The following is a 12,116-nucleotide window of genomic DNA, read 5'->3' as shown; positions in this document are numbered from 1 at the left end:
TCGGGCCCGATCAGCGGTTGTCAGCGGTTCTTGGGTGGCCGATTGGTGCGTTCGCGCCGCTCGATCTCCTTCTCCTTCACGCGGGTCGCCTCGCGCTGGACCTCCGCCAGGTTCGCGCGCTCGCGGATCAGCCACTCGGGTTCCTCCCCGACGAGTGCGTCGATCTGCTCCTGCGTCATCGCGTCCGACACCCCGTTACGGGCCAGCGCTGTGTTGGTCACGCCGAGTTTGCGCGCGACCACGTCGCGCGGGAACGGACCGGACGCCCACAGCTCCCTCAGCCACTCCGGCGGGTCGGCGCGCAGGGCGTCCAGGTCCGCCCGGCTGATGCTGGTGGAGCGGAAGTCCTCCGGCGCCGCCGGCAGGTAGATGCCGAGTTTGCCGGCCGCGGTCAGCGGCTTCATCGTCTGGGACGCGTCTCCGGTGCTCACGGCACCACCCTATCGGGGGCACCCGTCTCGAGCGGCCCATGCCCGTCGTACCGGTGACCTACCCTGATCGAGTGAACGATGCGACCGTCCTGCGTTGGTTCCTCGCGGTCGCCGAGATCGGCGCCTTCGGTCGCGCGGCGCGAGACCTGTCCATCTCCCGGCACCGCCTGAGTGCGGCGATCCGAGACCTCGAGGCCGAGGTGGGCGAGCGGGTGTTCGTCACCGACGAGTCCGGGACGCACCTCACCCCCGCCGGGGAGGCCCTGTCGGCGCACGCGCGTGCCGTCGTCGCCGCCGACGACGAGCGACGGCGCGCGGAACCCGCGCCCGCACCCGTCCCCGCCCTGCGCATCGGATTCGTGCCCGGCGTCACCGTGACCAAATGGACGCGCATCTGGGTCGACCGATTCCCCGGGACTCCCCTCACCGTCGAGGTGATCGAGGAGCCCGACCAGCTGACGGCACTCCGCGAGGGCCGCGTGGACATGTGCTTCGTTCGCGAACCCGCCGACCGCGACGGTCTTCACACCGTCCCGCTGTACGCCGAGGTGGCCGTGGTGGTCGTGCCGAAGGACCATCCCGTCGCCGCGTACGACGCGGTCACCCTCGCCGACCTGGACGACGAATCGATGCAGGACCGAGGTGACGACGTCGCCGTCACGCTCGAGATGGTCGCCGCCGGCGTCGGGCCGGTGGTGCTCCCGCACTCGCTCGCTCGGCTTCACGCGCGCAAGGATCTGGTCTACCGACCGGTCACGGACGCGCCGTCGACGCAGGTGTTCCTGGCCTGGCCCGTCGAGAGGGGGGAGGACGACACCGACCCCCGGCAGGAGTTCCTCGGCATCGTTCGAGGCCGGTCCGAGCACAGTTCTCGCGCCGCCGCCGAGCGGCGAACGGGTGCCACCCCTGCTACGCGTCCCACGCGGCGGAAGACCGCCGCCCCCGCGCGGAAGACGCCGCCGCGCCCCATCTCCCGTCGAAAGCGAGCACGATGACCGCGCCCAAGCCCGTGCTGCTCACGGTGGACGACGATCCGTCGGTGTCGCGGGCGGTGGCGCGCGATCTGCGTCGCAAGTACGGCGAGGACTACCGTGTCGTCCGCGCCGAGTCGGGGGAATCGGCGCTCGAGGCGCTGCGCGAGATCGCCCTCCGGGGCGATCAGGTGGCGGTGCTCCTCGCCGACCATCGGATGCCGGGGATGAGCGGGCTCGAGTTCCTCGAGCAGGCCATGGACATCTTCCCGCACGCCCGCCGCGTGCTGTTGACGGCGTACGCGGACACCGACGCCGCGATCGAGGCCATCAACGTCGTCGACCTCGACCACTACCTCCTCAAACCGTGGGACCCGCCCGAGGAGAAGCTGTATCCGGTGATCGACGCGCTCCTCGAGTCCTGGCGTGGCGCGGATCTGCGGCCGGTCACCGAGACCAAGGTGATCGCCGGCCGGTGGGCGTCGCGGTCCAGCGAGATGCGAGAGTTCCTCGCGCGCAACCGCCTTCCGTACCGGTGGTTCCTCGCCGACGAACCCGAGGGCGCCCGGCTGCTCGCCGCCGCGGACCGCGACGACCGTACGCTGCCCGTGGTCGTCTGCGCCGACGGGTCGCTGCTCGTCGATCCCACCGACACCGAACTGGCCGAGTACTTCGGACTGGGGACGACCCCCGCCGAGGACTTCTACGACCTGGTCGTCGTCGGCGGCGGACCGGCCGGCCTCGGCGCGGCGGTCTACGGCGCGTCGGAGGGGCTGCGCACCGTCCTGGTCGAACGCACCGCCACCGGCGGACAGGCCGGACAGAGTTCGCGCATCGAGAACTACCTCGGATTTCCCGACGGTGTGTCCGGAACGCAGCTGGCCGAGCGGGCCCGTCGTCAAGCGGTGAAGTTCGGCGCCGAGTTGGTGACGACGCGCGACGTCGTGGGAATCGAGGTCGACGGACCGGCGCGCGTCGTCCGTTTCGCCGACGGCGCGTCGATCGCCGCCCACGCGATCATCCTCGCCACCGGGGTCGCCTACCGGCGTCACCCCGCGCCCGGGGTCGACGACTTCGCCGGACGCGGCGTCTTCTACGGCTCCGCGACGACGGAGGCGGTGGGGTGCGCGGATCGGGACATCTACGTCGTCGGCGGAGCCAATTCGGCCGGTCAGGCTGCAATGTATCTGTCGCGGTGGGCGCGGTCGGTGACCATCGTGGTGCGAGCGCAGTCACTCGAGGCGTCGATGTCGCACTATCTGATCCGGCAGATCGAACGGAACCCGACCATCCGGGTGCGCGCGTGCACCGAGGTGGTGGGCGCCGAGGGCGACGGCCACCTCGAGCGCATCACGCTCCGCTCGGTGGACGGGGCCGAGGAGACCGTCGAGACCGGCCACCTGTTCCTGTTCATCGGGGCTCAGCCGCGCACCGACTGGCTGGGCGAGAACGTGGTGCGCGACCGGCACGGGTTCGTCGTCTCCGGTCAGGACCTGACGGTCGACGGCATCCGGCCGCGCGGCTGGACCGCCGATCGCCCCCCGCACCATCTCGAAACCAGCGTGCCGGGAGTGTTCGCTGCCGGCGACGTCCGCGCGGACTCCGCGAAGCGCGTCGCGTCCGCCGTCGGCGAGGGCGCGATGGCGGTCATGCTGGTACACCGGTACCTGGCTCAACCCTGACGGACGCGCGACGGAGGCCTGCGATGAGCGAAGTCGTCGAGTGCGACCCGGACGAACTGCGGAGCTTGTTCCTGTTCGAGTCGCTCGACGCGGAGCAGCGAGAACAGCTGTGCCGGTGCGGTCACGTCGAGGTCGTCGACCCCGGCCCGGTCTACGCGGAGGGTGACGAGGCCACCTGCTTCTACGTTCTGTTGGACGGCGAGATCACGCTGTCGAAGCTGTCCGGTGGCGAAGCCATCGAAATCAACCGGTCGTCCGAACGCGGCGTGTACGCCGGCGCGTGGCAGGCCTACCTCGGGGACCGCGCACCGCAGCGCTACATGGCGTCGATGGACGTCGTACGTCGGTCGCGCTTCTTCGTGCTGGACGCCGATGTGTTCGGGGCGCTGATGCGCGAGTGGTTCCCCATGGCGGTCCACCTGCTCGAGGGCCTGTTCTTCGGGCAGCAGAGCACCAAGGCCGTCATCGACCAGCGTGAACGGCTCCTGGCGCTGGGTTCGCTGTCGGCCGGGTTGACGCACGAACTCAACAACCCCGCCGCCGCGGCGGTGCGGGCGACGGCGGCGCTGCGCGATCGGGTGTCCCACATGCGTCGGAAATTGGCGGTGATCGCGTCGGGTAGCTACGACACCGATGCCCTCACCGCCCTGATGCGGCTGCAGGACGAGGCGGCGGATCTGGTGGGCAAGGCGCCCGACCTGACGCCGATGGAGACCGCCGACCGCGAGGACGAGCTCGGCGACTGGTTCACCGAGCACGGCGTCGCGGACGGGTGGGACCTGGCCCCGACGTTCGTCGCCGCGGGGTTGGACGTCGCCTGGCTGGACCGGGTGGCCGCCGACGCCGGGGACGGGTTGCTCGAGAGCACGGTGCGGTGGCTGAACTACACCGTCGAGACCGAACTGCTGATGTCGGAGATCGCGGAGTCGACGACCCGCATCTCCACGCTCGTCGGCGCGGCGAAGCAGTATTCGCAGATCGACCGCGCGCCCTTCACCCGCGTCGACCTGCGGATGTTGCTCAAGAGCACGCTGGTGATGCTGGCTCGGCGTATCGGCGACGGCGTCACCGTCGTCAAGGACTTCGACCCGGCCCTGCCGGAGGTCGCCGCCTACGCCGCAGAGCTGAATCAGGTGTGGACGAACCTGATCGACAACGCGGTGGCCGCGATGGGCGGGACGGGCACCCTCACCGTGCGCACGCGGCGGGACGGCAGCAACGCCGTCGTCGAGATCCGGGATTCCGGGCCGGGGATCCCCGGGGAGATCCGGAACCGCATCTTCGAACCGTTCTTCACCACCAAGCCGGTGGGGGAGGGGACCGGGCTGGGGCTCGACATCTCCCGACGCATCGTGGTGAACAAGCACGGCGGCGACCTGTGGGTGGAGTCGGTGCCGGGAGACACCGCGTTCGTCGTTCGGCTGCCGCTGGACGGGCCACGCGGACCCGCGGGCGCACGCCCGGCGGAGGAGGCGGAAGGCGACGGCGCATGAGCGAGCAGGCGATCGATCCGACGGTCCCACCGAGCGGCCCGGGATGCGTGGAGTGCGAGGCCGGCGGCGGGTGGTGGGTGCACCTGCGGCGGTGCGCTCGGTGCGGGCACGTGGGGTGTTGCGATTCCTCGCCCGCACAGCACGCGAGCGCCCATGTCGCCGCGACGGGACATCCGGTGGTGCAGTCCTACGAACCGGGCGAGACCTGGTTCTGGGACTACCGCCGCGAGGTGATGACCACGGGCCCGGAACTCGCTGCGCCACAGCATCATCCGCGGGATCAGACGGTTCCGGGTCCGGCCGAGCGGGTGCCGGCCGACTGGCGCGACCACGTCCACTGACCCGGGGCTCGGGCGCACACCGAATCGTTACGTTCGGCGCCCCTCGTCGGCCGGGTGGGGCCGGTAAGGTTCGCCGTGCACGTCCGCCCGTGGGTGGATCTCTCGCCGCAATTCCAGGAGTTCTCCGTGACGCTGTTCGCCGCCTTCTCGTCCGCTCGTTCCTCGCGTGTCCGCCGCGCCGCCGCTGCCGTCGCCGCCACCTCGGCCGTCCTGTCGTTCGGTGCGGTGCTCGGCACCGCGACCGCCACGGCGGCACCGGTCACGTGCGTCTCGCCCCCGTCCGCCAACGACATTCGGATCGACGGGACGGCGAGCTGCGGGGCCAAGGCCACCGCGCCGGGCGTCGCACGGTCGGACGCGAGCGACAGTGGCACCGCGGTCTCCGTCGCCGACGGTGGCGCGGCGAACGCGACGGCCACGGGCTTCGGCACCGCGCTCAGTGCGGTCTCCGGTGCGGGCAACTCCTACGCGTTCGCGCTCGGCGGCGGCATCAGTCGGTCGGCGGCGTCGAACGGCGCGACGGCCATCGCCGTGGCGGGCTACGGCGGCGGCGCGAGTGCGTCCACCGAGACGGGTGTGAACTGCGCCGGCCTCAACTCCTTCGCGCTCGACCTCTCGACCGGGCGGGCCTGCATCGCCGGATTCTGACCGGACCTCGAGGGCTTGCACTCGGCTGGGTCGAGTGCCAGAATCGGGCCTGGCACTCATGTAGTGTGAGTGCCAGGTCGAAGAGGTGAGATCGGGAATCGTCGACACCCCTGGTCGTCCGTCGCGGGCACCGACTCGGCCGGAATTGGAATTGGAGCGGCCCCAACCGCGGTCGCTTCGCGTGTCACCCCCAATCCGGAGGATCACTTCGCAATGGCCAAGATCATCGCGTTCGACGAAGAGGCACGTCGTGGCCTCGAGCGTGGGCTGAACAGCCTCGCCGACGCAGTCAAGGTGACGTTGGGCCCCAAGGGTCGCAACGTCGTGCTCGAGAAGAAGTGGGGCGCCCCCACGATCACCAACGACGGCGTCTCCATCGCCAAGGAGATCGAGCTCGAGGACCCGTACGAGAAGATCGGCGCCGAGCTGGTCAAGGAAGTCGCCAAGAAGACCGACGACGTCGCCGGTGACGGAACCACCACCGCGACCGTCCTCGCTCAGGCGCTCGTCCGCGAAGGCCTGCGCAACGTCGCGGCCGGCGCGAACCCGCTCGGCCTCAAGCGCGGCATCGAGTCCGCCGTCGCCGCTGTCACCGAGTCCCTGCTGAAGTCCGCCAAGGAGATCGACACCAAGGAGCAGATCGCTGCTACCGCCGGTATCTCCGCGGGCGACGCGTCCATCGGCGAGCTCATCGCCGAGGCCATGGACAAGGTCGGCAAGGAAGGCGTCATCACGGTCGAGGAGTCCAACACCTTCGGCCTGCAGCTCGAGCTCACCGAAGGCATGCGCTTCGACAAGGGCTACATCTCGGGCTACTTCGTCACCGACGCCGAGCGTCAGGAAGCCGTCCTCGAGGATCCCTACATCCTGCTGGTCAGCTCCAAGGTCTCCACGGTCAAGGACCTGCTGCCGCTGCTGGAGAAGGTCATCCAGTCCGGCAAGCCGCTGCTGATCGTCGCCGAGGACGTCGAGGGCGAAGCTCTCTCCACCCTCGTGGTCAACAAGATCCGCGGCACCTTCAAGTCCGTCGCCGTCAAGGCACCGGGCTTCGGTGACCGCCGCAAGGCTCAGCTCGCCGACATCGCCATCCTCACCGGTGGCGAGGTCATCAGCGAAGAGGTCGGCCTGTCCCTCGAGGGCGCCGGACTCGAGCTGCTCGGCCAGGCTCGCAAGGTCGTCGTCACCAAGGACGAGACCACCATCGTCGAGGGTGCAGGCGACGCCGACGCCATCGCCGGTCGCGTCGCGCAGATCCGCTCGGAGATCGAGAACTCCGACTCGGACTACGACCGCGAGAAGCTGCAGGAGCGTCTGGCCAAGCTGGCCGGTGGCGTCGCGGTCATCAAGGCCGGTGCTGCCACCGAGGTCGAGCTCAAGGAGCGCAAGCACCGCATCGAGGACGCCGTGCGCAACGCCAAGGCCGCCGTCGAGGAGGGCATCGTCGCCGGTGGTGGCGTGGCTCTGCTGCAGTCGTCGCCGGCTCTGGACGGACTCACCCTCTCGGGTGACGAGGCCACCGGTGCCAACATCGTGCGCGTCGCCCTCGAGGCACCGCTGAAGCAGATTGCGTTCAACGCCGGCCTCGAGCCCGGCGTCGTCGCGGAGAAGGTCCGCAACCTCCCCACCGGCCACGGCCTCAACGCCGCGACCAACGAGTACGAGGACCTGCTCGCTGCCGGCATCAACGACCCGGTCAAGGTCACCCGCTCGGCTCTGCAGAACGCAGCGTCGATCGCGGCTCTGTTCCTCACCACCGAGGCCGTCGTCGCCGACAAGCCGGAGAAGGCCGGAGCGCCCGCGGGCGATCCGACCGGCGGCATGGGCGGCATGGACTTCTGAGTCCTGCCCCACCTCGTCCGACGCCCGGTCCACCCTCGCGGTGGGCCGGGCGTCGGCGTGTGTGCGACGAGTTCGTCGCGCGGGCCGAGTCGGGCACCGGGGGCTTCACCCTGGACCGTCGGGTGGCGGACCGAGCTGCCCGGCGTCGCGAGTATTGCCACACGATCGTGCGTGAAGCTGCGAATCCGCGGGTCGTGGCGCAATCATGTGGAAGAACTCGCGCCCGGGCGGTGTCGGCCCCGTGTGAGAGACCGGCGCCGCCGCACGACGGCCATGATCTCGTCGGCAACTGCGTCCGGGGTCGCCGGCACGGTGGCGACCGAGTACCGCAGCACCAGCCACCCGTCCAGGACGAGTGCGTTCTGGCGTTTCCGATCGTTGGTGAACACCGCCCCCGCACTGTGGAATTCGCGTCCGTCCACCTCCACGATCACGCGAGCTCGTCGGCAGACCAGGTCGCCGTAATACGGGCCGACGCGGCCGTTGATCTCCATGCGGAAGGACCGGGCCGAGAGGGTCCGAGCCAGGAGTCGCTCGGCTTCGGACAGCGTGCCGGGGCAAGCCCGTCGTAGTTCCTCGCGCAGGACTCGCATTCCGGCCTTGCCGCCTGCCTCGTCGCACAGTGCGGCCAGCGCGCGCCACTGAATCTTCGGACTCGAGGCCCGATCGATGACCAGCTGGAAGTCCGGTCGGCTCAGAGTGGTCGCCAGATCGAGAATCGCGTGTTCCGGGGACACGAGTGGGGTCTCTCCCAGCAGCCGCACGTCGGTCAGGAGGCGTCGGTGAACGCGGACCCACGACGGTCCACCCGCCGTCCCGGTCGGCGGGACGGTCGCGTGCACCGACGCGGGCTCGTCGTCCAGCAGACCCCACCACCAGGCGGCGGTGTCGTGACTGAGGACGGCGTCCGGCTTCCAGAGGAGGACGGCGTCGCACCGTCGGCGGTAGTCGGCGGGCTCGGTGGAGTACACCCCGGGGAGCAGGCGGTGCAGCGTTCCGTTGGCCACCCGCCGGCGGACGGTGGACTGGTGTAGCCCTCCCGCGATCAGCTGAGCTCTGGTGACGACCCCCATGGCCGCAGCGCGTCGCGTAGGGCGGAGAGCCGCTCGTGCCTCGGCCCGGGGATGGTGTGACCGCTCTCCCCGGGGCGCGATGACCGGGGTTGCGGAGCGGCGGCACGCGAGTTCTGCCACACGATCGAGACGCGGTCCGCGGATCCGCAGAAACGGCACCGATATCGTGCGAGAACTCGCGCGGTCAGCGGCCGGGGACGTAGTGACGGGGGCTGTTCCGCCGGTCCGGGAGGGGCAGGTTGCGGTCGGGGGTCTGGGGGAGCGGCGCGTCGGCGGGGAGCCGCCCGGTGGCGCGGTCGACCCCCGCCCGGGCGCGGGGGTGCAGGCGCCGGCGTGCGGGGACGAGGCGGAAGGCCAGCTCGACGGCGCGGCAGACACGGCGGAACCAGTGCTCGTCGGCCTCGGACCAGCTGTAGCCCAACAGCTCTCGAACCGATGGATCGTAGAGCCCGACGGTAAGGCGCACGGCGGACCGCGCGACGGCCGGCCGCAGCAGCGCCCACACGCGGGCCGGCAGCCAGGGCAGGAACGGTGGGCGCGGGAGCTCGGAGAGGTCGAGCACCACCCGGGCGGCGGGCGTGTCCTCGAGAACCTCGCGGCACATGTGGTCCCAGTAGCGCTGGAAGTCCGCGCGGGTGGCGGGGACGGGGCGCATGCTCATGCCGTACAGGGCGTACCACTGGCGGTGTTCCGCGAAGAGCTGCTCGTGCTGCGCCTCGGTGAGCCCACCCATGAAGCACTCCGCGGTGCGGAGCGTGCCGACGTAGAAGGTCGCGTGGGCCCAGTAGAAGGTGTCGGGATCAAGGGCGTGGTAGCGGCGTCCCTGTGCGTCGACGCCCCCGATATCGTTGTGGTACCGACGGATTCGAGCCGCAGTGTCGGCCGCGCGCGCTCCGTCGAAGACCACTCCGCCGATGGGGTAGAGCGAGCGCATGACTCGCTGCCACCGTTCGAGTTCGAAGGTGGAGTGCTCGGTGACCGCCGCGCCGAGGCCGGGGTGCATGTTCTGCATCGACCCGGCCCAGGGTCCCTGCAGCATGCCGCGCCAATCGCCGAAGTACCGCCACGTGAGCGCGTCCGGCCCGAGCGGCTGACTACACATGTTGTCACCGTAGAGTCGGTGCGCACGGACGTCAACGGTGAGGACGAGGGTGGACCTGGAGGCGAGGCGCGCGCACCGGCGCGAGACGTTGCTGGCCGCGGGTGTGGACCTGCTGGGGGCGCCCGAGGGACCGGCGGTGAGCGTGCGGTCCGTGTGTTCGCGCGCGGGCCTGACCGAGCGGTACTTCTACGAGAACTTCACCGACCGCGACACGTTCGTGCGGGAGGTCTACGCCCTGGTGGCCGACCGCGCCCAGCAGGCCCTGGTCGCCGCGGTCGGCCGGGCGCGACGGCCGTCGGAGCGGGCGCGCCGCGCGGTGCACGCCTTCACCGATCTGGTGCTGGACCGCCCGGAGTACGGACGCGTGCTGCTCGCCGCTCCGTTCGGCGACAGCGCGCTCGGCCGCATCGGAACGCGCACCGTGCCGCACTTCGTGGCGCTCGTGGAAGCGCAGTTGCCCAACGAGACGGATCCGGCGACGAGGATTCTCACCGCCACCGCCGTGGTCGGTGCGCTGACCACCCTGTTCACCGCGTTCCTGGACGGTGAGCTGCCCGTCGACCGCGACCGCTTCACCGAGCACTGCGTCGCCGTGGTTGCCGCGGCCGGTCGCGGGGAATGGTGACGGGCATGGTGGTGGCTGGAGTTCTCGACGTCGCGATCGACCGGTACGGCGATCCGTCGGGTCGGCCGGTGGTCCTGCTGCACGGCTTCCCCTACGACACCCGCTCGTACGACGACGTGGCCCGCCTTCTCGCCGACGCCGGCCACGACGTCGTGGTCCCGTACCTGCGCGGGTTCGGCGCCACCCGGTTCCTCGACGACGCCACCCCGCGCTCCGGGGAGCAGGCCGCGCTGGCGCACGACCTCCGGGAGTTGATCGTCGCCCTGGGCCTCGACCGCCCGATCGTGGCGGGCTACGACTGGGGCGGCCGCGCTGCGTGCGCGGTGGCCGCGCTGTGGCCCGACGAGGTGTCGGGTCTGGTCAGCGTGTCGGGTTACCTGATCCAGGCGGGCGGGCTCGCGACACCCGCGCCGCCGCATCTCGAGAAGCGATACTGGTATCAGTACTACTTCCACTCCGAGCGGGGCCGGGCGGGACTGGCCGCCTACCGTGCCGAGCTCGCCCAGACGTTGTGGGCGGACTGGTCACCCACCTGGCGGTTCGGCGACTCCGAATTCGCCGCCACGGCACCGGCGTTCGACAATCCGGACTTCGTGGACGTCGTCGTGCACAGTTACCGGCACCGGCACGGGATGGCCGAGGGAGACCCGGCCTACGCAGCCACGCAGGAGCGCTTGGCGGAGGGGCCGCCGATCACCGTGCCGACGGTCGTGCTCGACCCCACGGAGGACACCGTCGCCGCGCTGTACGGGGTCCCCGACCACACCCGGCACTTCACCCGGCTCGTCGACGTGCGCGAGGTCGACTGTGGCCACAATCCGCCGCAGGAACTGCCGGGACGATTCGCCGACGCGATCCGTGCTCTCGACGAGTCGCTGACCTAGGCTCGGACGATGGCGGCGTCTCCGGCGATCGAACTCGAGGTGGGCGGCCGCACCGTGCGGGTGTCGAACCCCGACCGCGTCTACTTCCCGGCCAGCGGGGCCACCAAGCGCGACCTCGTGGAGTACTACCTGTCCGTGGGCGACGGCATCGTGACCGCGCTGCGTGAGCGCCCCTGCATGCTGCACCGCTTTCCGGACGGTCTCGCGGGGGAGAAAGTGCACCAGAAGCGATTGCCCCGCGGTGCCCCGGAGTGGATGGAGACGGTGCGGGTGACGTTCCCGCGCTACCACCGCACCGCGGACGAGCTCTGCGTGACCGAGCTCGCGCACGTGATCTGGGCGGTGCAGATGTCCACCGTCGAGTTCCACCCGTGGAACAGCCGTCGGGCCGACGTCGAGAGCCCCGACGAGTGGCGGATCGATCTCGACCCCATGCCCGAGTGCTCGTTCGACCGGGTGCGGCGGGTGGCCGGGGTGGTCCACGAGGTGCTGGACGAGCTCGGCGCCGTGGGCTGGCCGAAGACCTCCGGTGGCCACGGACTGCACGTCTACGTGCGCATCCGTCCGGACTGGGGATTCGGCGACGTGCGTCGGGCCGCGCTGGCGTTCGCCCGCGAGGTGGAACGACGTGCTCCCGACGACGTGACGACGACGTGGTGGCGGAAGGACCGGGACCCGTCGAAGGTCTTCGTGGACTTCAATCAGAACGCCCGCGATCACACCATCGCGTGTGCGTACTCGGTGCGCGGCACCGAGCGGGCGACGGTGTCCACGCCGGTGCGGTGGGACGAGATTCCCGACGCCTCTCCCGACGACTTCACGATGCACACGGTGCCGGCGCGGTTCGCCGAGTTGGGTGACCTGCACGCCGGGATCGACGACGCGGCGTACGACCTCCGACCCCTGGTCGAGTGGGCGGAGCGGGACGAGCAGGCGGGTTTGCGCGCGCCCGAGGAGTGAGGCGGTGTCGTCCGTTCGGACGGTTCTTCGCCCCGAAACCGGGCGCAGGTACGGTTTCTGTGGCAGA

At 70.7% G+C, this 12,116-nt stretch carries 12 protein-coding genes; 9 read left to right on the top strand and 3 right to left on the bottom strand.

Annotation, left to right across the window (positions count from 1 at the left end; all coding sequences use genetic code 11):
• Positions 1-20: 20 nt before the first annotated feature.
• Entirely contained in the window at positions 21-431 is a 411-nt protein-coding gene (locus tag RC2_RS07990) for a DUF5997 family protein (RefSeq protein ID WP_371828670.1), read from the bottom strand.
• A gap of 71 nt (positions 432-502) precedes the next feature.
• On the opposite strand from RC2_RS07990, the gene RC2_RS07985 reads away from it, so the two are divergent.
• The 6 genes from RC2_RS07985 (at position 503) to groL (ending at position 7,405) form a co-directional block, all read left to right on the top strand.
• On the top strand, positions 503-1,426 hold the full coding sequence (locus tag RC2_RS07985; protein ID WP_068145045.1) for a LysR substrate-binding domain-containing protein: 924 nt from the start codon (positions 503-505) through the stop codon (positions 1,424-1,426).
• On the top strand, positions 1,423-3,084 hold the full coding sequence (locus RC2_RS07980) for an NAD(P)/FAD-dependent oxidoreductase (protein ID WP_068145044.1): 1,662 nt from the start codon (positions 1,423-1,425) through the stop codon (positions 3,082-3,084). The genes RC2_RS07985 and RC2_RS07980 overlap by 4 nt, the downstream gene beginning before the upstream one ends.
• A 23-nt stretch (positions 3,085-3,107) precedes the next feature.
• Positions 3,108-4,577, top strand: a complete 1,470-nt coding sequence (locus RC2_RS07975; protein WP_068145041.1) for an ATP-binding protein — start codon at positions 3,108-3,110, stop codon at positions 4,575-4,577.
• Positions 4,574-4,918: a UBP-type zinc finger domain-containing protein gene (locus RC2_RS07970; protein WP_068145037.1), complete on the top strand. Its 345-nt coding sequence runs from the start codon at positions 4,574-4,576 to the stop codon at positions 4,916-4,918. Before RC2_RS07975 ends, RC2_RS07970 begins: the two co-directional genes overlap by 4 nt.
• Positions 4,919-5,044: 126 nt before the next feature.
• The gene (locus RC2_RS07965) at positions 5,045-5,566 is read left to right on the top strand and encodes a DUF6764 family protein (RefSeq protein WP_371828672.1); all 522 of its coding nucleotides are present in this window, start codon (positions 5,045-5,047) and stop codon (positions 5,564-5,566) included.
• A 213-nt stretch (positions 5,567-5,779) separates the two neighbouring features.
• The gene (gene groL / locus RC2_RS07960) at positions 5,780-7,405 is read left to right on the top strand and encodes a chaperonin GroEL (RefSeq protein ID WP_068099370.1); all 1,626 of its coding nucleotides are present in this window, start codon (positions 5,780-5,782) and stop codon (positions 7,403-7,405) included.
• Positions 7,406-7,608: 203 nt separating this feature from the next.
• Here the strand turns inward: groL and RC2_RS07955 are convergent, their stop codons facing one another.
• Positions 7,609-8,412, bottom strand: coding sequence for a DUF559 domain-containing protein (locus RC2_RS07955; protein WP_245811016.1), 804 nt, complete (start codon positions 8,410-8,412; stop codon positions 7,609-7,611).
• Between the two features lie 250 nt (positions 8,413-8,662).
• A complete protein-coding gene (locus RC2_RS07950; RefSeq protein WP_072681256.1) occupies positions 8,663-9,580 on the bottom strand; it encodes an oxygenase MpaB family protein in 918 nt (305 codons plus the stop codon).
• Between the two features lie 49 nt (positions 9,581-9,629).
• On the opposite strand from RC2_RS07950, the gene RC2_RS07945 reads away from it, so the two are divergent.
• From RC2_RS07945 to ligD, 3 genes are read left to right on the top strand one after another with little or no spacing between them, the layout of a single operon-like run.
• Positions 9,630-10,205, top strand: coding sequence for a TetR/AcrR family transcriptional regulator (locus RC2_RS07945; protein ID WP_072681253.1), 576 nt, complete (start codon positions 9,630-9,632; stop codon positions 10,203-10,205).
• Positions 10,206-10,210: 5 nt separating this feature from the next.
• Positions 10,211-11,089, top strand: coding sequence for an alpha/beta fold hydrolase (locus RC2_RS07940; RefSeq protein WP_211266784.1), 879 nt, complete (start codon positions 10,211-10,213; stop codon positions 11,087-11,089).
• 9 nt (positions 11,090-11,098) lie between these two features.
• Entirely contained in the window at positions 11,099-12,049 is a 951-nt protein-coding gene (gene ligD / locus RC2_RS07935) for a non-homologous end-joining DNA ligase (RefSeq protein ID WP_068144878.1), read from the top strand.
• Positions 12,050-12,116: the final 67 nt, after the last annotated feature.

It is taken from the genome of Rhodococcoides corynebacterioides NBRC 14404 (assembly GCF_001894765.1).
GTDB classification, from domain to species: Bacteria; Actinomycetota; Actinomycetes; order Mycobacteriales; family Mycobacteriaceae; genus Rhodococcoides; species Rhodococcoides corynebacterioides.
This window is presented reverse-complemented; position numbering and strand designations above follow the sequence as displayed.